Source organism: Edaphobacter lichenicola, assembly GCF_014201315.1.
GTDB classification, from domain to species: Bacteria; Acidobacteriota; Terriglobia; order Terriglobales; family Acidobacteriaceae; genus Edaphobacter; species Edaphobacter lichenicola_B.
Window position 1 is genome coordinate 109,528 of record NZ_JACHDY010000005.1, and the last position, 23,099, is coordinate 132,626.

Genomic DNA, 23,099 nt, shown 5'->3' on the forward strand with positions numbered 1-23,099 from the left:
TTGTTTTGCAACGGATGGGGCACACGATCGAAACGCAATTGAGATTGCATTAGTGTTTGCGAAATCGTTGTGGATATACTGCTGACACTGGAAATATGCCTTTGGGAGAGTGCGAGGATGTCGAGGAATCTGGTTCGGACCAGTGTGTCTTGTGGTGTGTTGCTTGCCTCTGCGATGGCGATGGGGGCTGGGCCGCAGGAGAAGAAGGACAGCGAGAAGAAGAGCGATAAGAAGCTGGTGGTGACGGGGACGCCGGTGGTCGAGCCTGCGGAGCCGCCCTCGGACTCGACTACGGATGGTTCGGTGACGGTGGGTGGGCAGGCGATCGCTTACCGTGCGGTGGCGGGGACGCTGACGGTGGGGTCGAGTGACGCGCAGGACGCGATGCTGGGGCTGGACGGGAAGCTGCTGCCGGATACGGGAGAGAAGACGCCCGATCCGGACAAGCCGGAGGAGGCTCCTGCGACGGCGCGGATGTTTTATGTCGCGTACTTCAAGAAGGATGCGCCTGTGGGACGGCCGGTGACGTTTCTGTACAACGGCGGACCGGGGTCGGCGACGATGTGGCTGCATATGGGCTCGTTTGGGCCGAAGCGCGTTGTGACCACCGATGCGCAGCATGATGAGGGCGCGCCTTACAAGATCGTCAACAATGAGTACAGCCTGCTGGACGTGAGCGATGTGGTGTTTATTGACGCGCCAGGAACCGGGTTCAGCCGGATTATGGGCAAGGACAAAGAGAAGGCGTTCTGGGGCGTGGACCAGGATGCGCATGCGTTCGACCGGTTCATTCGCAGATTTTTGACCAAGTACAACCGGTGGAACTCGCCGAAGTATTTGTTTGGCGAGAGCTATGGGACGCCGCGTAGTGCGGTGCTTTCGGCTGCTTTGCAGAATGTGGATCTCAATGGGATTGTTTTGCTGTCGCAGATTTTGAGCTTCGACAACAGCATCGATGGGCCGAAGTGGAACCCTGGTGTGGATCAGGCTTATGCGCTGGGGCTGCCAACGTTTGCGGCGAGCGCGTTCTATCATCACAAGCTGCCGACACAGCCTGCGGCGCTGGACCCGTTTCTGACTGAGGTGGAGCAGTATGCGCTGGGCGACTATATGAGCGCGTTGCTGCTGGGGTCGGAGCTGCCGGAGACCAGGAAGCAGGCGGTGGCGGAGAAGCTGCATCAATATACGGGGCTGCCGGTGACTTATTTGATGCGCGCGAATCTTCGGGTGTCCGGAGCTGCGTTCAGCAAGCAGTTGCAGTTGGATGATGAGACGACGACGGGGCGGCTGGATACGCGGTACAAGGGGCCGGATATCGATCCGCTGAGCGCGGATGCGGAGTATGACCCGCAGAGCAATGCGATCTCGTCGGCGTATACGGCGGCGCTGAACCAGTACATGCGGACGGAGTTGAAGTATGGCGAGAACCAGACGTACAAGCCGGGGGCTTATGTGGATCCTGACTTTTCGTGGGATCTGCGGCACCAGCCTCCGGGGGGACCGCCGGCGAATCAGCAGGAGGGTGGGACGAACGTGATGCCGGACCTGGCGTACACGATGAAGTCCAACCCGAAGATGAAGGTGATGCTGGCGGGTGGGTACTTCGACCTGGCGACGCCTTACTTTGAGGGCAAGTTCGAGATGCACCATCTGCAGATTCCGCAGAAGCTGCAGGCGAATATCAGCTACCACTACTACCAGAGCGGGCACATGGTGTATGTGAACGAGGACGTGCTGAAGCAGTTCCATGCGGATGTGGCAGGGTTCATCCGGGGGACTGAAGACGGGAAGTAGACTCGTGCCGCGCGCTGCTGCTGAGGAGTGGAGGGTTAGAGGGGTGACCTGTTCCCGTTACGATTTATTCGCCACTTCGACTTGGTGATTATCTCTGTGAGAACGCACGTCGGGCGCAGGAGGATGGCCAGCGTTGCACTTCCGGCGGTTAGGAGATACCTTCTGCCGGCGAAGTGTCCCACCGCTGCTTTGTAGAAGATTTGTGCGAAGTCGACTCGATCCTCATTGATCCTTTTCAGAAATGGAGACTTGCGGTTGAAGGCGAGAAACTGCTCCCAGGTGAGCTCAGGTTCGTCTCTTCGGCGGCGCAGCATGGAGTCTTTGAGCCAGCGCATCTTGATTCGCGTGAGGCGCGCGCGAGAGATTGAGGCTGAGCCGTCGTGGATGCGGTAGTCGAGGAGGATCTCGGGCTGGACGAGAATCTTGTGACCCTGCTCGGCGAGGCGATTCCAGAGGTCGATGTCTTCTGCCGGCCAAAACTCCTGGCGATAGCCTCCGGCGCTCTGCACTATGCTTTTGCGAAGGGCGACGGCGGGATGGTTGAAGCCGATGAGCTTGTTGTGGCGGATCCTTGTCTCGATCTCCTTATGGGTAAAGAGAAAGGAGTTGTCGTGGCCGATGACTCTTCCGCTTTTGTCGATATGGCGGACGAGACTACTGGCGACAGCCAGTTCGGGGTGATCGTGGAGAAAGGCGAGCTGGCGCTCGAGACGATTTGCATGCATGATGTCGTCGGAGTGCATGAGGAAGACCCACTCCGACGACGCGAGTTCAATCGCACGATTGAGGGTGGAGGCTGTGCCCACGTTTCGCTGGCTGAAGACTTTAACTCGACCATCGGTCTGCGCAAGAGATTCTGCCAGGGCGAGCGACCCGTCGGTTGAGCCATCGTCCACTACGATAAGTTCGAAGTCGGTCCAGGTCTGACGGAGCACACTGGCGATGGCATCGTGGAGAAAGGCCTCAGCGTTATAGAGAGGCATTACAACTGAGAGGGTCATCCAGTTCCCCGGCAGCCTTGCCTGATCGGCGGGACGCTATGAGATGTGAACTACAGAGACGAGACCCAAGGATTAGTGCAGAAAATCTTGTCCGGGTGCGACTTTAAACTGCTCAGATTTTATACCGCCGTGTGCAGCAAATACTTCGCAAGGCACAGACGGATTTTGAGTTAGCAGCTAACCCTGTTGATGTCATTTTTGGCTCGAGGCTCCCCTCTATCAGGGGATTGGTTTCGCGAGGGCTTGAAGAGAGCGGAGGATGACGAGGAGGATGGTTCTGTAAGCGAGAGGGCCGGTTGCCAAAGCGTAGAGCGATTTCGGTCTTATCTGCCGTTGTTTCCTGGCCGAAGCCATGCTCGGAGAGCATAAAGGTGGTCGGATGTGGCGCGTGGAATATGAGTGACTTGTTATCAGATTTTCGCATCCTATAGGTGCGCTGATGCGTCTAATTTAAGCGAAAAGCTAAAATTTGTTGAGGAGATAGGGGTTATGGCGATCAAGTGGGATCGATTGACGTTGAAGTCGCAGGAGGCGGTGCAGGCTGCTAGTGGACATGCCGCGGAGAATGGCAATCCGGAGGTGATGCCGCTGCATCTGATGGCGGCGCTGCTGGAGGACCGCGAGGGAGTGGTGATCCCGGTGCTGGAGAAGATTGGGGTGCCGGTGGAGCAGCTGTTGGCGGGGGTGAACTCGGCGATTGAGAAGCTGCCGAAGGTGCAGGGTGGAGGGCAGCCCGGGCTGTCAAACGCATTGCAGAAGGTGTTGGAGCAGGGGTTCAAAGAGGCGGAGAACTTCAAGGACGAGTATGTGTCGACGGAGCATCTGCTGCTGGCCTTGTCGAAGGCGAAGAATGATCCGGTGCAGCTGGCGTTGGCGGCACTGGGGGGGACGCATGAGGCGATCCTGAAGGCGCTGAGTGCGGTGCGGGGGAGTCAGCGGGTGACGGATCAGAATCCTGAAGGGAAGTTTCAGGCGCTGGAGAAATACGCGAAGGACCTGACGGATCTGGCGCGGCGTGGGAAGCTCGATCCGGTGATTGGGCGGGACGAGGAGATTCGCCGTGTGGTGCAGGTGCTGAGTCGCAGGACGAAGAATAATCCTGTGCTGATCGGTGAGCCGGGCGTGGGCAAGACTGCGATTGTTGAAGGGTTGGCGCGAAGGATCTTTCTGGGCGATGTGCCGGAGATTCTGAAGAACAAGCGCGTGTGCTCGCTGGACCTTGGCGCGATGATCGCCGGGGCGAAGTTTCGCGGGGAGTTCGAAGATCGGCTGAAGGCAGTGCTGAAGGAGATCGAAGAGTCGAACGGCGAGATCATTTTGTTCATCGATGAGTTACATACTCTGGTAGGTGCTGGTGCGAGCGAGGGTTCGCTGGATGCGAGCAACATGCTGAAGCCTGCGCTGGCTCGCGGCGGCCTGCGGGCGATTGGCGCGACGACGCTGAGTGAGTACAAGAAGTACATCGAGAAGGATGCTGCGCTGGAGCGGCGGTTCCAGATCGTGTATGTCGGCGAACCGAACGTTGAGGATACGGTTGCGATTTTGCGTGGGCTGAAAGAGAAGTATGAGGCTCACCACAAGGTTCGGATTAAGGACTCGGCGATTGTGGCGGCGGCGGTGTTGAGCCATCGGTATATCTCGGATCGGTTTCTGCCGGATAAGGCGATTGACCTTGTTGATGAAGCTGCGGCGGCGTTGGCGATTCAGATCGGCTCGGTGCCGGTGGAGATTGATGACCTGGAGCGGAGGGCTACTTCGCTTGAGATTGAACGTGCGGCGTTGAAGCGGGAGAAGGACGCAGGCTCGCAGGAGCGGCTGGAGATTGTGGAGCGTGAGCTGGCCGAGGTGAAGGAGGCGTCGGCTGGTCTGCGGGCGCGCTGGCAGAAGGAGCGCGGCGCGATCGGGAAGATGGCGGAGCTGAAGGAGCAGTTGGAGTCGCTGCGGTTCCAGATGGGCGAAGAGACACGGAAGGGCAATCTGCAGAGGGCCGCGGAGCTGCAGTATGGCGAGATTCCGAAGCTCGAGGCGGAGCTGCGCGAGTTGACGGCGGAGCAGGATGCCGCGGTTCGCGAGGATGAGGAGGAGGCGAAGTCGGGCGCTGTTGCCGGCGTGACGAAGCGGCCTTCGCGGATGTTGAAGGAAGAGGTCGACGAGGAGGATATCGCCGCGGTGGTGTCGAAGTGGACCGGGATTCCGGTCTCGAAGATGCTTGAGGGCGAGACGCAGAAGCTGGTGCAGATGGAGGAGCGTCTGCGCGAGCGTGTGGTTGGGCAGGATGAGGCGCTGAGTGCCGTGGCCAATGCGATTCGGCGTTCGCGTGCGGGACTGAGCGATCCGAAGCGGCCAATTGGTTCGTTCATCTTTCTTGGGCCTACGGGCGTGGGGAAGACGGAGACGGCGAAGGCGCTGGCAGAGTTCCTGTTCGATGACGAGGCCGCGATGGTGCGGATCGACATGAGCGAGTACATGGAGAGGCACGCGGTGGCGCGGTTGATTGGAGCGCCTCCGGGGTATGTTGGGTACGACGAGGGCGGACAGTTGACCGAGGCGGTGCGACGCAGGCCGTATTCGGTGATTCTGTTTGATGAGATTGAGAAGGCGCATCCGGATGTGTTCAATGTGCTGCTCCAAGTGCTCGATGATGGACGGCTGACGGACTCGAAGGGCAGGACGGTGGACTTCAAGAACACTGTGCTGATCATGACTTCGAACGTCGGCGCGGGGCAGTTGTCGACCGCGTGGGCGCAGGGCGAAGAGGGATTTGAAGAGGCGAAGGTCCGCGTGATGGATGAGCTGCGCAAGCACTTCAAGCCGGAGTTCCTGAATCGCGTGGATGACATTGTGATCTTCCATCCACTGGCCGATGAGCAACTGACTCACATCGTCGACCTGCGGCTGAAGGATCTGGAGAAGCTGCTGGCGGATCGAAAGATTACGCTCGAGCTGACCGATGGCGCGAGGAAGGCGATCTTCAAGGCCGGGTACGACCGGGCTTATGGGGCACGTCCTTTGAAGAGAGCGATCCAGCGGCTGGTGCAGGACAAGCTGGCGGTGAAGATTCTGGACGGCAGCGTGCTGCATGGGGACCATGTGGTGGTGACCGCGGGGAAGAATGGCCTTGAGTTCGAGGTGCAGGGGCGCGAGGTTGCGGTTTCGTGAAGTGAAGTGCGTAGTAAGGATGATGGGCCCGTCTGCCATGGCGGGCCCATTTTTTTTGCTTGCTGCGAGTGAGTTTTTGCGGCGTTATGTTGAAGCTCCATATTGGTTCTCCTGATGGCGTGTGACCGTTTGATAGAGTGAGAGCGTGACGGTCAAAACAGTGGACAACTCCAGCGGGGGCACGCACAGCAGAAGGCTGCTTCTTTTTGTGGTGTGCAGTCTTCTTCTTGCGAATGTCGTTCAGTGGGGGCTGTGCCGCGCGCTGCATCTGGGAAATCCTGGCAGCATCAAGGGTGATGTCGCTGACTTTATCCACCTGCGTCAGTGGACCGACTCGTGGCTGCCGATGATGAAGTCGCTGGATTACTTTGACGCGAATCCTACGAAGCCGATCTATGCGGCTCCGCTGTATGACACGCTGATCTACTCGCTGGCGAGCGAGCTGCCGCTGGTTGCGTTGCGCAGGCTTGGGGTGGGCGATGCGGCGATGCTTCGTCTACTGGCTGTGTTTTCTTGGCTTTCGGTGGTTGGGGTTGCGGCGGCGTCGCTGGCGATGGGGCGCAGGTTGTTGCGGAGGCGCGGCGCGGATCTGAGCTGGATGGATATCCTTGCTGTGATCCTCGCTTGCCTGGGATGTTATCCGCTGATCAAAGGATATGCGCTGGGGAATGCCCAGACGATGCTCTCCTTTGGCTTTGCGTGGATGCTTTACCTATGGACGTCGGGGCGCGAGCGCGAGGCGGGTGTGGTGGCAGCGCTGCTTGCGTTTGTGAAACCGCAATATGTGCTGCTGCTGGTGTGGATGGCGGTGCGCAGGCGATGGGGCGCGATGTGGGCGTTCCTGATCTGCTCTGTTGTTTTGGTGGCGATGTCGGTGGCGGTCTTTGGTTGGCATAACAACCTTGATTATGTGGGCGTGCTGGCGAGTCTGAGTCATAAGGCGCAGTCGCATGATGCGAATCAGTCGATGTTCGGGACTTTGAACCGGATGATCTTCAACGGCGAGAACCTGGGGTACACGCCGCATGTTTACACCCCTTACGTTGCGTGGGTGTACCGCATGACGGTGCTGACTTCGCTGGTGCTGGTGGGTGGAGTGCTGCTGTATCCATGGAGAAGGCTGCGCGGATCGACGGCGGATATCGCTGCGATAGGGCTGGCGTCGGTGGCGGCCTCGCCGATGGCGTGGGAGCACCACTACGGCATTGTGTTCGGAATCTTTGCGTGGTTCTGGTTTGCGTATGGGTGCTGGGAGAGTAAGAGGCCGTGGTTGTGGGGGCTGTCGTTTTTTCTTTGCGACAACTTTCTGGCGGCGACGAATCTGCTGGCAGGCAGGCGCGGGTGGAATGTGCTGCAGTCGTACATGTACTTTGGTGCGCTGCTGTTGGTTGTGTTGTTGATGCGTCTGGCTCATCGTGCTGAAGCTGACGAGACTGTGCTGCTTGATGGCTCGTCAGTGGCTGAAGGATAGATTATTTTGAGGGTTGCGATTGGGAGCCGGGTGCGAATTGCACGGAGGCTGCGTCGCCTCCCACGGCGGGCCCTAACGGAGTGATCTCGGCGTGCGCGGCGGCGAGGGCCTGATCGGTCCAGTTCCAGCCGCTGTGCAGGAGCACGAAGACGTGGTTGCCGGGTTCGGTGGCGAGCTGCTCGTAGGAGAGGATGGGAAAGCCGGTGAAGTGGCGCATGTGCTCCGCCGTGAGCGACTCGGTGTCGCGCCGGCTCCACAGCAGCTCCTGTGGGCTGGAGTAGACCAGGGCCATGTGGGAGCGTACGTCGGGGTCGGGCTCGTAGTAGCTGGCTACTTCGAAGGTGCCCATCTCCTGCAGGTAGAGCAGACCGCTGGGGCTGGAGAGAATTGCGGCTTTGATCTGCGGGCTTAGTGTGAGCGAGGCCATGAAGTCTTTGGTCTTTGCCTGCTCGGCGTGGATGCGAATGGCTCCCGTGAATACGATGGCGATCGCAAGCGCGGACAACGTAAGGATGGCGGTGTTGGTGCGGCGAAGTAATGGGAAGAGGGCGATCGCCAGGAGAATGCTGAGCGCGAGGATTGCGCCGAGGACGTAGCGGACCTCGATGGAGTGCGTGACGAAGAAGGCTAGCAGGAAGCCGAAGAAGGGCAGTCCGGCGAGGACGAGGACGAAGACCAACTCTGCGTCTGGGAGATGGAGTTCTTTGTTGCGTAGTTGCCGCACGCTGCCGAAGACGAGGAGTGCGGCGAAGACGATGAGGCCGATGGCGGCGAGGTGCTGGATGCTGAGGCTCGCGTGGGTGTAGTCCAGGAAGAGCGAACGATAGGCCTGGGTGATGGCGTGGTAGCCGACGTCTCCGGCGTTGTAGTAGTTCTTGCGAAACTCGGCGGCGGACTTTTCAAACGGTAGGGCGAAGCCGATGCAGGCCATGCCGAGGAGGATGGCGGCGGCGACGGGAAGGTCCAGGCGGCGGCGTTGGATGGTGCGAAAGAGCTCTGCGGCGCAGAGGGGAAGGAGCAACAGGACGCCGAAGTAGTGCGTGTTGAGCGTGAGTGCGACGGCGAGTGCGAGGACGATGAGGGAGGCGGTGCGTTGCGACTGGCGACGGGTTGCACACTGCCAGCTCACCATGGCGAGGCCGTAGAAGCCGAGGAGCAGACCGTAGGGGCGGCCTTCGGCGGAGTAGAAGAGAGTCGCCGTCATTGCGGGAAAGGCCATTGCGAAGATTGCGGCGTGGTCGTTGGCGATGCGGCGCACGAAGTAGAAGAGGCAGAGCTGCATGAGGAGATAGCCGAGCAGCGAGGGCAGCCTGAGGGCGAAGGCTCCTGCACCGAAGATGCTGATCGCGAGGTGCGCGAGGGTGTGGTAGACGAGGGGATCGAGCGAGATGGGATAGCTGCGTTGGATGTGGAGGAGTTGGGTGTAGCTGGGCACGCTGTCGGTCTGGAGGACGAAGAACTCGTCCTGCGACATGAGCTTGTGGTGCGACCAGAGGAGGGAGAGGGCGGCGGTGAGGATCAGAAAGGCGACGGCCGTCCAAGGGAGAGCAAGGCTGTCGGATCTGCTTTCAATGCTGGAACTCTGCGACGAAATCATATCTTTACGGAGGTTCTAAGCCGCTGCTGCTCTGAGCCGTGCTGAGTGTATCTGACCGGCGCGGGCTGAAGTACTGGCGGCGTGGCGGAGGGTAGCGTGGGGGTGAAGAACATCTCGAGGCGTGGGATGCGGATGAAGAGGAGGAGGCCCATGACGAGGGCAGTTGACGCGAAGGAGGCCATGAGGAGAGGTTCGCGATAGAGCTTTTCGGGGTTCTGGACGGCGCTGTCGTGCTTGAAGGCGAGCTTGAGATAGATGGCCATGGTGAAGGCTACGAGAGGAAAGCCGAGGATGAGCTCGATGCGATAGCGGATGATGAAGGCTCCGAGGAAGAGCATCGCGGTGGAGGCGTAGAAGACTACCGATACGAGCAGCGACTCGGGCGTGTAACGCTTGAAGGATGCGCGGTAGGCGCCTGCGACGGCGCGGTCGCCGATCTCGGAGAGCTCGCTGAAGCGCTTGAGGCCCATGAAGTAGCAGCCGAGCATCCAGTAGGCGATGAGCAGCGATACGGGTGGGACGAGGACGCTGGTGACGGCGTACCAGCCGAGCAGCATGCGGAGAGGATTGTTGATGGACTCGGTGAGGACGTCGAGGTAGGGCACGTCTTTGGTGCGGATGGGGGGAAAGTTGTAGAGGCAGCCCATGATCCAGAGGATGAGCGCGACGAGGGCGAACATGCGCGAGATAGTGAGGCCGATGGCGATTCCGGCGACCATCATCAGGAGCCATTGCACGTAGGCGGCGGGGATGTTGACGAGGCCGCGTGCGGCGGGGCGGTTGCGCTTGGTGGGATGAAGGCGGTCGAAGGGTGCGTCGAGGACTTCGTTGATGACGTAGTTGCTGCAGGCGATGAGGGTGACCGCGGCAAATGCCAGGAGCAGCGTAATGAAGAGATGAGGCGTGAAGAGCGCCGGATAGACGCTCAGCGGCACGATGACGCCGGGCAGAACGAAGAGATTCTTGATGGAATGATCGAGTCTGGCGATGGCGAGATGGGCGCGGAGTCGCTCTGACAAGGAGACGTTGAGCGGGGGAGGCTCGGGCATGTTTTTTGTAAGGGCTCCTTCGCCAGCTGCCTTGGGGCTACGGGCACAGTGTAGCAAATGGCGATGAAGCCAGTGGATGATGTTGACCTCTGGAGTGAGCGATTTGTTTACGATAAGCTTGGGTTTGGCGCGGTGTGCGCGTCTGGAGCGGGGCAGGCGCATGTCGCGGAGAGCAGTGATTATCGGAGCGGGGCCTGCAGGGCTAACCGCAGGGCTGGAGCTGCTGAGACGGTCGGATGTGAAACCGATCATCCTGGAGGCGAGCGAAGAGATCGGTGGAATCTCGCGCACGATCAAGTACAAGGGCAACCGGATGGATATCGGTGGCCATCGGTTCTTCTCCAAGAGCGACCGCGTGATGCAGTGGTGGGTGGACCTGATGCCGCCTGATGTGGGCGATGCGGGATCGGAGCCGGAGATCTCTTATCAGGGGAAGAAGCGAGTCGTCGCAGTGCCGGCGCGTCTGATGGAGGAGCCTGTGCTGCGCGGAGTGGGGCCGATTGATCCGCATGCCTCGGAGGAGACAGAAGACGAATCAGAGGGAGCAGCTTCGGTGGAGATGATGGTGACTGCGACGCCTGATCCTGATCCGGACCTGGTGATGCTGATTCGTCCACGCAAGAGCAGGATCTACTATCTGCGAAAGTTTTTTGACTATCCGATTACGTTGACCGCGACTACGTTGAAGAATCTGGGAATCGTCAGGACGTTTCGCGTTGGCACGAGCTACATGAAGTCGCAGGTGAGCCAGATTACGCCGGAAAAGAGTCTTGAAGACTTTTTGATTAACCGGTTTGGGCGGCAGCTCTACCTGACGTTCTTCAAGAGCTATACCGAGAAGGTCTGGGGCACGCCTTGCAATGAGATCTCGGCGGAGTGGGGGGCGCAGCGGATCAAGGGGCTGAGCCTGACGACGGCGGTGAAGCACTTTTTGAAGAAGGCGTTTGGAGGCAAGGCAAAGACGAGCGACCTGGCGCAGAAGGGCACGGATACAAGCTTGATTGAGCGGTTCATGTATCCGAAGTTCGGGCCGGGGCAGTTGTGGGAGCATGTTGCGGACCTCATTCGCGACGGCGGCGGCGAGATTCACATGGGTTGGAAGGTGGATCGGATAATTACGAAGCGTGGCGATCCGAATACCCATGCAGCGCGACAAATCGTCGCGATTGAAGCCGTAAATATTGCTGGCGGTCGGCGACGATTCGAAGGGGACTATTTCTTTTCGACCATGCCGATGAGAGAGCTCATATCTGCGATGGATCCGGGAGAGGTAGAGATTCCCGAAAATGTTCGTGAGATAAGTGCAGGGCTGCAGTATCGCGACTTTATTACGGTAGGGCTGCTGGTGGACCGGCTGAAGGTGAAGGAGCCGGATGGTGGGCTGCTGAAAGATACTTGGATCTACGTGCAGGAGCCGGATGTGGTACTGGGACGGTTACAGATCTTCAACAACTGGAGCCCGTACCTGGTGGCGGACCCGACGAAGGTTTGGATTGGACTGGAGTACTTCTGCTACGACACCGACGATCTGTGGAAGATGCCGGATGAAGAGCTGAAGAAGTTCGCGATTGACGAGGTGGCGAAGATCGGGATTTTGAATGCAGAGGATGTTTCGGATGGGCATGTGGTGCGGGTGCCGAAGACCTATCCGGCGTACTTTGGCACGTATGACCGGTTCGACGAGTTGAGAGAGTTTACCGATGGGTTCGACAATCTGTTTCTTGTGGGGCGAAACGGAATGCATAAGTACAACAACCAGGATCACAGTATGTTGACTGCGATGACGGCCGTGGATGGTATTGTTGCTGGGCATGTAGATAAAGCTGCGCTGTGGGGGATCAACACGGAGCAGGAGTACCACGAGGAGAAAAAGTGAATAGGATTCTGGTCGGTGGGACGTTGCTGCTGGTGATCTTCGTGGGGGTGTTCCGGCAGCGGATCTTTCTGCGCGATCCGCTGGGCAAGATGGAGCGGAATGGCGTAGCAGTGGATGGGGCACGGCTGTATATCAACTTTTTGAACGATGTGCTGGTAGAAGAGCCGGGGACGGAGCGGCGATACCTGGTGCAGAGGTGGAGTGGGGTTCCGGGGGTGCCGCAGATTCTGGGTTGCGTCCAGGGGCTGGCGTGCTGGACCGATGCGGATCATGCGACCGTCTTTCTGCTGGATGGACGTGGGGCGGGGGCCCGTGCGGTGATGAGCGCAAAGGAGATTACGTTTGTGGATGAGACGGATGCTCGGATTCGGGTGCAGTTGAGGTAGGTCAGCCACTACACAAAATAAATTCGCGTAACCTTTGCCGCGAGAAAAGCTCTAACGATGCGGAAGTTCATGGGTTGAAAAGCTGTGCGCGAGAGTGCACGATGGGAGCTCAAATGCCTGAGAAATCTACAGACAGACGTGAGCCGATCGAGGAGCTGCCGCCGGCCGCTGAGACTACAGATGAGAGGGTCGAGGCTGCGCCGGAGATCTCTGCGGCTCCGATAGTGGAGGCGAGTGATCAAGCGGCGGATGAGTCTGTTGCTGCGGCTGTCTCTGCACCTTCGACGGATCCGGCTTCGCCAGTTGTAGCGGATGCTGTCGTCACGCCGGTAGAAGCAAGCGAGCCTGCGGTGGCGACGATACGGCTTGAGAAGAAGCATCCTCTGGCGATTCGGTGGATGCACTGGGTGAACTTCCCGGTGCTGTTCACGATGATCTGGAGCGGGCTGCTGATCTATTGGAATGATTCTGATAACGCCTATCAGCATCCCCATGCGGTGTATCGGGTGGGCGTTAGATCGCTGACGGTGGTGCGGCTGTTTCCTCCGTGGTTCTGGAAGCTGATCAATGCGCCCTATCGGGTGACTGAGGGGCTGGGGTATCACTTCTTTTTTATGTGGATCTTCGCGATCAATGGGATCTTGTATGTGTTGTATCTGTTGATCTCGGGGGAGTGGCGGGTGCTGGTGCCGGAGCGCAGATCTTTTCTGGATGCGATCCAGGTGACGCTGGTGGATCTGCATCTTCGCAAGGGATTGCCGCCGCAGAAGAAGTACAACGGCGCGCAGAAGATTGCTTATACGTCGGTTGTTCTGATGGGGCTGGGGTCGCTGGTGACGGGGCTTTCGATCTATAAGCCGACGCAGGTGCACTGGATTACGTCGCTGCTGGGCGGCTATGAGATGGCGCGGTGGGAGCACTTCTGGCTGACGATGGGCTTCTGCGCGTTCTTTGTGGTGCATGTGGGTCAGGTGATTCTTGCGGGGTGGAATAACTTTCGCTCGATGGTGAGTGGGTATGAGATTGTTCCGGTGGCGAAGGCTTCGCTAGAAGAGGAGAGGAGGGCGGGATGAGCGACGGACGGGAGGAGCGCGAGGAGCAGGAGGAGAGGCGCAAGTGGGAGAAGGAGAAGAAGGATCGCGGCGACGATCTGGACCGCAGCTGGGAACGTGATTGGGAGCGCGATGGGGAGCGGGAGCGGAGAGATTCGCGCGCCGCAGAGGTAGAGGCGCTGGATGCGGAGGTGAGGGCGCAGTCGGGGCAGAGGACTCGCAGGAGTTTTCTGGTTGCGGCTGCGACGGCTGCGGGAGGGTATGGATTTTACCGGTGGATCGATCGTAGCCCAATGAATATGCGGCTGCAGGAGCCGCTGCGCCACATGCTCCGGCTCAATGCGAGGGTGTCGCGTGCGGTCTTCGACGAGCGCGGGATGGCACCGACTTATCCGGTGGCGCGATCGATGGAGCTTCGGACCAACGGGAACTATGGGTTGAAGATGGACTTGGTACCGGAGAGTTATCGGCTGCAGATGGTGGGGGTGGAGGGCGCGAAGAGGCTTCCTCAGTACGTGGAGGACGTGACGGCGTGGGAGTATCAGTACGAGATGAAGAAGGAAGCTGGGCCGGTGGAGCACGATACGAAGGTTCGCCCGAAGAGTGCGACGGCGGGGTCTGTAGATGCGACGGTGAAGCCCGATCCGAACGGAGACGGAGGTGCCGGATTGGGGCCGATGATGACGGGTGGCCAGGCCAGCACGATGGTGGGCAGCGGTGCGAAGGGGAAGCCGCAGAGGATTTCGTCGGAGCTTGAAGCGGCGATGAAAAAGATGAATAGAAGACCGCGTGGACAGGAAGAGGCGGGCATGTCCCGCAGCACGCTGATGCCGGGTACGCCGGGGCTGCTGTTGCAGCTGGACAACATCACGAGCCTGCCGCACCATGAGCTGGTGACGGAGTTCAAGTGCATCGAAGGATGGAGCCAGGTAGTGCACTGGGGTGGGTACCGGCTGGCGGATTTGATTGCGAAGTATCCGCCGGAGAGGAAGCCGGATGGATCGCTGCCGAAGTACGTCTACATGGAGACGCCGGATGGGGACTACTACTGTGGGTTCAGCCTGCAGGTGTGTATGCATCCGCAGAGTCTGCTGGTGACTGAGATGGCTGGTCGGCCGCTGGCACAGTGGCACGGTGCACCGATACGGTTACATATGCCGATCAAGTACGGTTACAAACAGATCAAACGGATTGGACTGATCGCGTACACCGACAGGCGGCCTGACGACTACTGGACGAAGCTGGGGTACGACTGGTACGCGGGGCTTTAGAGGGACCTATGTCCTGCCGGACGGGCCCACTGCGCGGAGGGCGGTCACTTCGTGACGCGTGTCCCGGTCTGGGCAGGGTGAGCTTCTATGGTCCTCCCGCTGGTCGGAATCAATTTTTCCCTCCGACCAACGGGAGGACCAATGGTGTTTGGTCAAACGAAACAGGGTATACAAGTCACGAAGTGACCGCCCCACGCGTAGTGGGCCCGTCCGGCAGGACACTGTCAGCTGGCGATAGTGCCTTGATGGAAGAGGAGCTGCCAGCGGTTATCGCGAAAGACCCAGAGGGAGGAGCGGTGGGAGACGGCGACTGAGGTGGTGGCGCGATAGGTGGCGTGGACGACATCCTCTGCAAGTTGTGCGATGTAGAAGTGGTGGATGGTCGCGGCGCGAGCTGTGCTGGACAGGAGCACGTCGATGGTCTGCTGGCGATTGAAGACACGGCCAGAGGTGCAGAACTCCCTGTACTCCTCGGCGAAGAGCGGGACGAGGGCGGTGCGGTCAGCCTCTCGGTCGGGATGGAGGAGACGCTCTTCGAGTGCGTAGAGATGGTCTTGAAGTTCGGACTTATTCATGAAACAAGGACTCCAACTGTTGATACGAACGACAGAGTCGTGGGTTTCATTGTGACAGATTTTATCGGTTCGGGTCGAATGGGTTCGGCTTGCGCGCGAGGGCGACACGCGGAATCTGCTGGAGATCGTTGAGGAAGGTGACGTCGTTCCATCCGGCGAGCAGACGGGTGAGCGACTGTTGCTGGCCGTGGCCAATCTCGAGCGCGAGTATGCCGTTTGGTTTGAGCGCGCCGAGGGCCTCCGGAATGAGCCGGCGGTAGAGGTCGAGGCCGGTTTCGCCTGCGAAGAGTGCGGCGGCGGGCTCATGCTCGCGAACCTGGGGGTGCAGTGTGAGGCTGTCGGATGTGGGGATGTAGGGTGGGTTGCTGACGATGGCGTCGAAGGTTTTGCCGTGAGATTCGACGGCGGCGAGTAGATCGGAGGGAAGGAACTGGATGCGGTTGGCTACGTTGTGCTCGCGGGCGTTTTGCTCTGCGATGGCGAGAGCATCGAGGGAGAGGTCGACGGCGGTGATCGTGGCCAGTGGAAGGTGGACGGCGAGTGCGATGGCGATGGCTCCCGACCCGGTGCCGATATCGACGAGCTTTACACCCCGGTCTGTGGGGAGCAGCTTGAGGACGGCCTCGACGAGATGCTCGGTCTCGGGGCGGGGGATGAGGACCGCGGGGGTGACGTGGAGGCGCAGACCGTAGAACTCCTGCTCGCCGGTGATGTACTGGATGGGTTCGAACTGGATACGGCGTCTGATGGCGATCTGATAGAGCGCGTCTTGGGCGGGGGAGAGGTCGCGGTCGGGATATGCGATGAGGGTGACGCGGGAGATCTGTAGCGTGTGGAGGAGAAGAAGTTCGGCGTCGCGGTGGGCGTGTTCGCTGAGGTGTGGGTTGGCGGCCAGCTCGGCTGCGGCGTTGGTGATGGCCTGGCGGAAGGTCATGCTGCGGCTACCTTGACTGGGGCTGAGTGGAGTCTGAGGTTGTGGGGAGGATAGTGGAGCTGGCGGCGAAGCGATGGTAGTTGCTGTACTTCGCGGTGAAGCGGAAGGCATTGGTCTTTGGAGTCTCGGTGGTGAAGGCGACGACCGTGATGGGTAGCCAGAAGGATCTTCCATTGAGGGTGACGGGTGCGAAGTCAACAGAGGCTGTGCCTAGAACTGCCTGATCTTTACCGATGGGATGCGGAACCGTGCGCTCAATGTGTGTGACCTGCGCGGTGGATGAGTCGATGACGAACTTGCCGGTGGTTTCGGGCCGAATCGTGACGCAGGCGGGTTGTTTCGCGGCGGATTCGCGGGCGGTGAAGGTGAAGGCTTCGGTGCCGGGAGATGCTGGGGAGGAGCGATCGGCCTGGTAGTCGAAACACTCGCGGCGATCGGCGGAGAGGAACTTCGCGAGTGCGCCGCTGAAGCCTCCGTTGAACGAGATGGGCATATCGAGCTTTTTGCTGCTCGATGGTTTGCCGTTGATCGCCTTCACTTCACGAGACTCTTCGAGGGTGCCGTCTGGCGAAGGCGATCGCGCGACTCGGAAGAGTGCTTCGACGGTGGTCTCGTGCTTGAGCTTACCGTCATGGATCTCCTGAGAGGTGATGTGCTCGTCACAGAGAAAGCTGGGGACGGTGGACTTGTACTGCTCGGTGTTGGCTTCGATGCGGGAGAGGATCTGTTCGAGTGCGGGGGCGGGCTGCTGGGCCAGGACAGCGGCGAAGCAGCCAAGAAGGCAGACGGGAGACAGGCGTGCGAGAAGTGGAGAGAGGCGCATGCGTGACTTTACGTTAGCAGAGGGGAGATGGTTCGCTAGCGGGTTTCGAGGATCAGCACGTTGCCGTCGGGGTCGATCACGGTGAGGGTGGCTCCGTTTTTGACGGCGAAGATGCCTTCTTTGTGCAGGTGGCGCGCGGCCTTGGCGAGGTTGCTCGATTCGAGCGTCATACGAGCGTGCGTGCCGGTGGTTGCGGGTATGATTTCAAGCTCCTGGCCGCTCTCGCCAGGCATGTGGAGGCTCATCGGATCGTTGGCGATGGGCTTGAAGTTGAGCTGGTTGATGTAGAAGTCGCGAGCCGAGGCGGGGTCTGCCATTGGGACCGAGACAGCGATCAGCTTTTCGCCGACGCGGTCGGGGCCGAGGTGCTTGCCCTGGTCTTCGCTATGGAGCGAGCCAGCGAGGTACTGGGTGTACTCGATGGTCTGTGGGCTAGAGGTTTGAAGGGGGCCACCCAGGATGAAGCGGAGATTCCCAGCATTTGTTTTAAGGATGGGCGTGGGGTTAAGGCCGTGGCTGCGGTAGTCGTCGTTGATCGCCTGAAGATCGGCGCCTTCGAAGCATAGGCTCAGGAGGCCGGTATCGGGCTCGGTTGGGGCGGCCGCGTGGAGCTCGATGAACTGGGTGTCGTTGATCTTGAGGAAGGACTCGTAGGGGACGTTGTCTTTGCGCAGGTCGAAGGCCTGTTCGAAGCCGAGCTTCTCGTAGAAGGCTACGGAGGTGGCAAGATCGTGGACGCGAAGGGCGACGTGGGCGATGCCGTTGAAGGGTGGTGTCCTGGTATCGGGCTGTGCGTGAAGAAGGGGTGCTGAGAGGGCTGAAACAACGGCGAGAATGACGACGTGCATTGCGGTACGGGCAGAGCGGTGGGCGCTCCGGTGCTGCCTGATCATAGGTCGATCCTCTGGAAGAGACTGACGTGAAATCCTCCTCTCAAGTTTTAGGAGTTTCAAGTCAGCCGTCTCGTCGTTCTTTGCCATGCTCCTTGCCACGTCGGTGGGAAGCAGCCTCAGGCAGCCTCTGCGTCGGCCTTGAGTCTTTCGGCGGTGTAGTGCGCGATGAGGGCGTCGATGGTGGGCTGAATCTGGCCCTCCATCACCATCGCGAGCTGGTGGTTGGTGAGACCGATGCGGTGATCGGTGAGGCGGTTCTGCGGAAAGTTGTAGGTGCGGATCTTCTCGCTGCGGTCGCCGGAGCCGATCTGCTGCTTGCGATCCTTGGCCTGGAGCTGGTGAATGCGTTCGGCCTCAACTTCATAGAGGCGGGCGCGGAGAACACGCATTCCCTTCTCGCGATTCTTGATCTGCGATTTTTCATCCTGACAGCTGACGACGGTGTTGGTCGGCAGGTGCGTGATGCGCACGGCCGAGTAAGTCGTGTTTACCGACTGGCCGCCGGGACCGGAGGAGCAGAAGGTGTCGATGCGCAGGTCCTTGGCTTCGATCTTGATGTCGACCTCTTCGGCCTCGGGAAGAACGGCGACGGTGATGGCAGAGGTGTGGACGCGGCCTTGCGTTTCGGTTGCCGGAACGCGCTGTACGCGATGGACACCGGACTCGTACTTGAGCTGCGAGTAGACGTTTTCGCCTTCGATGATGGCAGTGATGTCCTTAAGGCCGTGACCGATGCCGGACTCGGTCTGGGAGAGGATCTCGACCTTCCACTTGTGCTGTTCGGCGAAGCGCATGTACATGCGGAAGACCTCTGCGACGAAGAGTGCGGCCTCGTCGCCGCCGGTGCCGGCGCGCAGCTCGAGGATGACGTTCTTCTCGTCGTTGGGATCTTTGGGGAGGAGCAGAACCTTGAGCTGCTCCTCAACTGGCTCGAGGCGCGGTTCAAGGGTATCGAGCTCGGCCTGCGCCATCTCTTTTACCTCGGGGTCCGGGTCGGCGAGCATGGCTTTGGCATCGGCGATGCCGTCCCTGATCTTGCGGTACTCGCGGAACTTCTCGACGGTGGGCTCCATGTCGCGGTGCTGCTTCGCGATGGCTTGAAACTTCTTCTGGTCGTTGACCAGCGTGGGGTCGGACATCTGCCTGCCGAGGTCTTCGTAACGGGCTTCAAGTTGATCGAGGCGGTCGAACATAGCTACTCCATTGAGTAAAAAGGGATTAGGGGATCAGAAGAGTCGGGGTCGAGGAGAGGCGCAGCTAGGCAAAGTCGTGGCGGTCGGGAGACTGGGCCACGCGGGAGAGAAACACCGTATTTGCGACTGCGTTCATATCTGTTTAGATGTTACTCCTTGTGCGCAGGGTGCAGCCAGCCCCTTTTTGGCATCTTTACTGGAGTGGAATCAGTTGATACCAAACGGGGAATCGGGCACGCGGGGCGAGGTTGAAGGTATGGCGTTGTTTGCGGTGGTCGCGGAGCTGGCGGACGAGTTGGCGAAGGAGGCCGGAAAGCTGAAAAAACGCGCGGCGATCGCTGAGACGATCTCGAAGGTGCACGCGGCAAGCTCGGAGAGTGGGCCGGAGAGCGACGACTCGGGCTTGTTGGCGCTCTATCTTGCTGGAACGCCGTTCGCTGAGGCGGATTCGCGGAAGCTGAACGCCGGCGGGGCTTTACTCTCCAAGGCGCTGCTGGCGGTCAGCGGAGCCAGCGACCAGATGCTGACTGCGGCTTACCGCCGCCACGGAGACATGGGTGCGGCGGCCTTCGATCTGCTGTTCGCTGCGAGGGCAGAGAAGACCGCAGAGCTGACGCTGGCCGCCGTGGCCGAGGCGTTTGCTGCGATGGCGGTGGCGAAGACGACGGCGATTCGTGCGGCTCTGGTCGAGGGCTTGCTGCGGCGGGCGACTCCGCTTGAAGCGAAGTACCTGCTGAAGCTGATGCTTGGCGATATGCGGATTGGAGTGAAGCAGAGCCTTGTGGAGGAGGCGATTGCCGTTGCGGCTGGAGCTTCTGTCGACGCTGTGCGGCGAGCGGTGATGCTGGAGGCGGATCTCGGCGGCGCAGTGCGGCGAGCCTTCTCTGGAACCCTGCATGAGTCCAGGATGCGGCTGTTTCATCCACTGGGATTTATGCTGGCCTCGCCGGTGGAGACGCCGGAGGAGGCGGTGGAGCGGTTCACCGAAAAGCCTGCGAAGGTGCCGGTGGTAAAGACAAAGAAGCCTCGTAAAGACAAGAAGGTGGTCGTCGTGGAGGCAGCGAACCATAAGCCTGGAGAGGCTGTGCAGGCGCAAAGCTTCTATGCCGATGCCGAAGAATTTGCCGATGCTCCGCCGGAAGATGTCATTGCAAAAGAGACGCAGGCGGGGGGTGATACGACGCTTGCGAACGCCGCAGCCACACAGGGCGTGGAAGCATTTCTCGAAGACAAGTACGACGGGATGCGGGCGCAGATACACTGCGGAGACTCCGGTCAGCCGGGGCGCGTGGCGATCTACTCGCGCAATAAAGAAGATGTGACCGAAAGCTTTCCGGAGCTTGAGGAGGCGTTTGCGCAGATTCGTGCGGAGACGGATGCGGCTGCGGGCTCGCTGATCCCGAGCTCCCTGATCCTGGATGGAGAGATTCTGGGGTGGGACTTCGAGCAGGGGCGCGCTCTGCCGTTCGCCGTGCTGGGGCAGAGGATTGGACGCAAGCGCGTCTCGAACGAGTGGCGGCAGCAGGTGCCGGTCGTCTTTGTGGCCTTCGACTTGATGTGCGCCGACGGTGAACTGTTGCTGGAGCTGCCGTTGCGGGAGCGGCGCAATCGGCTGGAGGCGGTGGTGGAGCGTCTGGTAGAGCGCGTGGCCTCTCCGCTGGTGGTGGACGAGCGGGCGCGTGATTCGCAGGCGGTGTTATTTGCAGTCGAGGAGAGTGCCCCAGTGGAGAGGCTGATGATCTCGCCGTCGCGGCTGGTGGAGTCGGCCGAAGAGATCGACCGGGCCTATGCCGATGCCAGGGCCCGGGCGAACGAGGGAGTGATGTTGAAGGCTGCGGGGTCGGTCTATCAGCCGGGCCGGCGCGGGCTGGCGTGGGTAAAGCTGAAGCGCGAGCTGGCGACCCTGGACGTGGTGGTGACGGGGGCGGAGTTTGGGCATGGGAGGCGCGCCGGTATCTTGAGCGACTATACGTTTGCGGTGCGCGGCGATAAGGGCGAGCTGCTCAACGTCGGCAAAGCTTATTCGGGCCTGACGGACGTCGAGATCGGCGAGATGAGCGCGTGGATGATGGAACACACTCTCGAAGACCAGGGGTTCTTTCGCACAGTGGAACCGTTGATGGTGCTGGAGGTAGCGTTCAACAACATCATGCGCAGCGGTCGTCATGCGAGCGGATTTGCGCTGCGTTTCCCGCGCATCCTGAAGATCCGGACGGACAAGCCGGTGAGCGAGATTGATACCGTCTCGCGGGTGGAAGAGGTATATCAGTCTCAGGTCGACAAACCGGTGGAGTAGAGCGAACGCGCGCCGGGAAGAACTTGAGCGAAAGAAGTCTTCGGTGCTCGCCGATCGTAATGACGGAAACCTATTTCCTGGTTGCTATAGCTCCCTCTGCCTGCTAGAGTGCGTTCCACAGCCACCTAGTTCGCCGGGGAGACGATGATCGAAGACAGTCATGCGCCAGGCAGGGTAACGCAATTTGTCGTCCTACTCGCCAGCTTCGTCCTGCTGGATCTTCTCTCGTTGCCCATCTTTTTTTCGTACTACCTCTGGGTCTTTGCGGACAGAAGCAACTTCCTCAACCTCGACTACATGCTGGCCGAACATCTTCGCCTGGGGGTGGATGCCTTTTATCAGTACGGGCTTCTTCCAGTCCTGATTCAGCGCGTCCTGTTTGCGATCTTCGGCCGCGGCTACTGGCCGATGATCGGTTGCACGGTCGTCGTGTTGATCCTGATGGTGGTGTTCTGGGCGTCTTTCCTGCGTGGCCTCTCCTCGCGATGGCTGTATCTCGCTGCGGTGGTCGCGGTTGCTCCTCTTCTTCTGTGGGTCAATCCCAACTTTCCTTACTCGCTGGTGCAATTGTCGATGTTGTTTGCCCTGCTCCTTCTCGTGGAAGGACGAGCGGACGCGGCACTTGCCGTCTCCGTGATTGGCTGCTTCAGCGTTCCCTCGCTGCCGCTGCTTCTCACCGGCCTTCTCGCTGTCTATCTCGCAGCGGATTGGTGGTTCAACAGCGACCGTTCGATCCGGCTTCTGGTTCGGCGCTTTGCTCCCGGCGTTCTAACGTACGTTGTCCTGTTCGTTGGTCTAAGCGCCTACTTCGGGGTTCAATCCACTCTGGCAACCGCGCTCCCCATGCTGGGACTGAAGTTTTACTACGGGTCGGCGGGCAAAATGGATTACAACGACCTGAAGGGCTTCCTGCACCCCGCCGGCCACAGTTTGAAGTACTACCTCGCGTATTACATCGTCACACCGATTACATGGTGGATCCTCAGCACGCTCGCACTGGCTGTTATGGGAGCCCGGGCGATCGCCGTAATGATCCGCAGCGGTAGACTCGATCCCAGGCACGCCGCCGTCGCATTTTGCGCTGCGCTGCAGATCTTCTTTGCACTCGCGGCTTACAAAGGTGACGGGCAGCACATCATCTACGATCCAATCGTTGTGGCGGGCGTGCTCCTTGGCATCTCGCTGCTCGCGGCTCCTCGCTGGCAAAATCGCGCTCTGATCCTCTTTATCGGCATCGGACTCTGTGCGCAGCTGTCGCAGGCTCGGCTCACTCTGGCCGCGTGGAGGGGCACTCAGCGCTCCCCGATTACAAAGAACCTCTACGCAGAGCCCGAGTATGCTGCGCAGATGGCGAAGATTCTTGAGATTGCCTCGACGAATAAGGTCCTGATGATGTCGAACGCGACGGGAGTCCACGGCTACTATCCAACGATCGGCTCTCCGGACGCATGGTTTCTAATGCCGCACCAGCAGCTTCCTGCGGACCGCGAGCGCATCCTCGCCGGTGTTCGTGCGGCCGAGGTGGTGGTCGAGGACACCACGCACGTCCCGTACTTTACCGACCGTGATCCGGATGTTCAGGCTCAGCTTCGCTCGATGTGCCTGACCGACGTCACCCGCGACTTCCAGATATGGTGGCGGCATCCGCCGGAGTCCGCCACCTGCAAGATCAACATGCGCAATACGCGAAGTGGCTCGGAGCAGCCGAATTAGTTGCACGCCGACGGAG

The 23,099-nt window shown here is 60.0% G+C and carries 17 protein-coding genes; 9 read left to right on the forward strand and 8 right to left on the reverse strand.

Annotated elements, in window-relative coordinates; genetic code table 11:
• Positions 1–117 precede the first annotated feature (117 nt).
• Positions 118–1,794 (forward strand): S10 family peptidase, encoded by a 1,677-nt coding sequence (locus HDF09_RS15870; RefSeq protein WP_260181371.1) that lies wholly within the window; start codon positions 118–120, stop codon positions 1,792–1,794.
• Positions 1,795–1,829: 35 nt separating this feature from the next.
• Here the strand turns inward: HDF09_RS15870 and HDF09_RS15875 are convergent, their stop codons facing one another.
• The gene (locus tag HDF09_RS15875; RefSeq protein ID WP_183768099.1) at positions 1,830–2,795 is read right to left on the reverse strand and encodes a glycosyltransferase family 2 protein; all 966 of its coding nucleotides are present in this window, start codon (positions 2,793–2,795) and stop codon (positions 1,830–1,832) included.
• A 489-nt stretch (positions 2,796–3,284) separates the two neighbouring features.
• Between HDF09_RS15875 and clpB the strand changes: the two genes are divergently transcribed.
• Positions 3,285–5,954: an ATP-dependent chaperone ClpB gene (clpB, locus tag HDF09_RS15880; protein ID WP_183768101.1), complete on the forward strand. Its 2,670-nt coding sequence runs from the start codon at positions 3,285–3,287 to the stop codon at positions 5,952–5,954.
• A gap of 145 nt (positions 5,955–6,099) precedes the next feature.
• Positions 6,100–7,425 (forward strand): glycosyltransferase family 87 protein, encoded by a 1,326-nt coding sequence (locus HDF09_RS15885; RefSeq protein ID WP_183768104.1) that lies wholly within the window; start codon positions 6,100–6,102, stop codon positions 7,423–7,425.
• A gap of 1 nt (position 7,426) precedes the next feature.
• Here HDF09_RS15885 and HDF09_RS15890 read toward each other — a convergent pair whose 3' ends face one another.
• Together HDF09_RS15890 and HDF09_RS15895 are read right to left on the reverse strand one after the other, a co-directional pair.
• Positions 7,427–9,022, reverse strand: coding sequence for a glycosyltransferase family 39 protein (locus tag HDF09_RS15890; protein ID WP_183768106.1), 1,596 nt, complete (start codon positions 9,020–9,022; stop codon positions 7,427–7,429).
• Complete coding sequence (locus HDF09_RS15895; RefSeq protein ID WP_183768108.1) at positions 9,019–10,071, reverse strand: UbiA prenyltransferase family protein; 1,053 nt, start codon at positions 10,069–10,071, stop codon at positions 9,019–9,021. Before HDF09_RS15895 ends, HDF09_RS15890 begins: the two co-directional genes overlap by 4 nt.
• 160 nt (positions 10,072–10,231) lie before the next feature.
• Here HDF09_RS15895 and HDF09_RS15900 point away from each other — a divergent pair, with 160 nt between their 5' ends.
• The 4 genes from HDF09_RS15900 to HDF09_RS15915 all read left to right on the forward strand — a co-directional run bounded on the left by HDF09_RS15900 (position 10,232) and on the right by HDF09_RS15915 (position 14,656).
• The gene (locus HDF09_RS15900) at positions 10,232–11,947 is read left to right on the forward strand and encodes an NAD(P)/FAD-dependent oxidoreductase (RefSeq protein WP_183768110.1); all 1,716 of its coding nucleotides are present in this window, start codon (positions 10,232–10,234) and stop codon (positions 11,945–11,947) included.
• Entirely contained in the window at positions 11,944–12,333 is a 390-nt protein-coding gene (locus tag HDF09_RS15905; protein ID WP_183768112.1) for a hypothetical protein, read from the forward strand. The genes HDF09_RS15900 and HDF09_RS15905 overlap by 4 nt, the downstream gene beginning before the upstream one ends.
• Before the next feature lie 113 nt (positions 12,334–12,446).
• Positions 12,447–13,406 (forward strand): cytochrome b/b6 domain-containing protein, encoded by a 960-nt coding sequence (locus HDF09_RS15910; RefSeq protein ID WP_260181373.1) that lies wholly within the window; start codon positions 12,447–12,449, stop codon positions 13,404–13,406.
• Positions 13,403–14,656 carry a molybdopterin-dependent oxidoreductase gene (locus HDF09_RS15915; protein WP_183768114.1) on the forward strand — a complete coding sequence of 418 codons (1,254 nt, stop codon included), beginning with the start codon at positions 13,403–13,405 and terminating at the stop codon, positions 14,654–14,656. Before HDF09_RS15910 ends, HDF09_RS15915 begins: the two co-directional genes overlap by 4 nt.
• 224 nt (positions 14,657–14,880) lie before the next feature.
• Here HDF09_RS15915 and HDF09_RS15920 read toward each other — a convergent pair whose 3' ends face one another.
• The 5 genes from HDF09_RS15920 to prfA form a co-directional block, all read right to left on the reverse strand.
• The gene (locus HDF09_RS15920) at positions 14,881–15,231 is read right to left on the reverse strand and encodes a nuclear transport factor 2 family protein (RefSeq protein ID WP_183768116.1); all 351 of its coding nucleotides are present in this window, start codon (positions 15,229–15,231) and stop codon (positions 14,881–14,883) included.
• A gap of 61 nt (positions 15,232–15,292) precedes the next feature.
• A complete protein-coding gene (gene prmC, locus HDF09_RS15925; protein WP_183768118.1) occupies positions 15,293–16,165 on the reverse strand; it encodes a peptide chain release factor N(5)-glutamine methyltransferase in 873 nt (290 codons plus the stop codon).
• Between the two features lie 7 nt (positions 16,166–16,172).
• The gene (locus tag HDF09_RS15930) at positions 16,173–16,988 is read right to left on the reverse strand and encodes a hypothetical protein (protein WP_183768120.1); all 816 of its coding nucleotides are present in this window, start codon (positions 16,986–16,988) and stop codon (positions 16,173–16,175) included.
• Positions 16,989–17,023: 35 nt separating this feature from the next.
• Complete coding sequence (locus HDF09_RS15935) at positions 17,024–17,881, reverse strand: VOC family protein (RefSeq protein ID WP_183768122.1); 858 nt, start codon at positions 17,879–17,881, stop codon at positions 17,024–17,026.
• Positions 17,882–17,997: 116 nt separating this feature from the next.
• The gene (prfA, locus tag HDF09_RS15940) at positions 17,998–19,074 is read right to left on the reverse strand and encodes a peptide chain release factor 1 (protein WP_183768124.1); all 1,077 of its coding nucleotides are present in this window, start codon (positions 19,072–19,074) and stop codon (positions 17,998–18,000) included.
• 256 nt (positions 19,075–19,330) lie between these two features.
• Here prfA and HDF09_RS15945 point away from each other — a divergent pair, with 256 nt between their 5' ends.
• Together HDF09_RS15945 and HDF09_RS15950 are read left to right on the forward strand one after the other, a co-directional pair.
• Complete coding sequence (locus HDF09_RS15945) at positions 19,331–21,370, forward strand: ATP-dependent DNA ligase (protein WP_183768126.1); 2,040 nt, start codon at positions 19,331–19,333, stop codon at positions 21,368–21,370.
• 144 nt (positions 21,371–21,514) lie between these two features.
• Positions 21,515–23,083 (forward strand): hypothetical protein, encoded by a 1,569-nt coding sequence (locus tag HDF09_RS15950; protein ID WP_183768127.1) that lies wholly within the window; start codon positions 21,515–21,517, stop codon positions 23,081–23,083.
• Positions 23,084–23,099 lie beyond the last annotated feature (16 nt).

Coding starts and splice junctions, on each gene's coding strand:
- HDF09_RS15870 (WP_260181371.1), top strand. CDS start 118: ATGTCGAGGAATCTGGTTCGGACCAGTGTGTCTTGTGGTGTGTTGCTT.
- HDF09_RS15875 (WP_183768099.1), bottom strand. CDS start 2,795: ATGACCCTCTCAGTTGTAATGCCTCTCTATAACGCTGAGGCCTTTCTC.
- clpB (WP_183768101.1), top strand. CDS start 3,285: ATGGCGATCAAGTGGGATCGATTGACGTTGAAGTCGCAGGAGGCGGTG.
- HDF09_RS15890 (WP_183768106.1), bottom strand. CDS start 9,022: ATGATTTCGTCGCAGAGTTCCAGCATTGAAAGCAGATCCGACAGCCTT.
- HDF09_RS15895 (WP_183768108.1), bottom strand. CDS start 10,071: ATGCCCGAGCCTCCCCCGCTCAACGTCTCCTTGTCAGAGCGACTCCGC.
- HDF09_RS15900 (WP_183768110.1), top strand. CDS start 10,232: ATGTCGCGGAGAGCAGTGATTATCGGAGCGGGGCCTGCAGGGCTAACC.
- HDF09_RS15910 (WP_260181373.1), top strand. CDS start 12,447: ATGCCTGAGAAATCTACAGACAGACGTGAGCCGATCGAGGAGCTGCCG.
- HDF09_RS15915 (WP_183768114.1), top strand. CDS start 13,403: ATGAGCGACGGACGGGAGGAGCGCGAGGAGCAGGAGGAGAGGCGCAAG.
- HDF09_RS15920 (WP_183768116.1), bottom strand. CDS start 15,231: ATGAATAAGTCCGAACTTCAAGACCATCTCTACGCACTCGAAGAGCGT.
- prmC (WP_183768118.1), bottom strand. CDS start 16,165: ATGACCTTCCGCCAGGCCATCACCAACGCCGCAGCCGAGCTGGCCGCC.
- HDF09_RS15930 (WP_183768120.1), bottom strand. CDS start 16,988: ATGCGCCTCTCTCCACTTCTCGCACGCCTGTCTCCCGTCTGCCTTCTT.
- HDF09_RS15935 (WP_183768122.1), bottom strand. CDS start 17,881: ATGATCAGGCAGCACCGGAGCGCCCACCGCTCTGCCCGTACCGCAATG.
- prfA (WP_183768124.1), bottom strand. CDS start 19,074: ATGTTCGACCGCCTCGATCAACTTGAAGCCCGTTACGAAGACCTCGGC.
- HDF09_RS15945 (WP_183768126.1), top strand. CDS start 19,331: ATGGCGTTGTTTGCGGTGGTCGCGGAGCTGGCGGACGAGTTGGCGAAG.
- HDF09_RS15950 (WP_183768127.1), top strand. CDS start 21,515: ATGATCGAAGACAGTCATGCGCCAGGCAGGGTAACGCAATTTGTCGTC.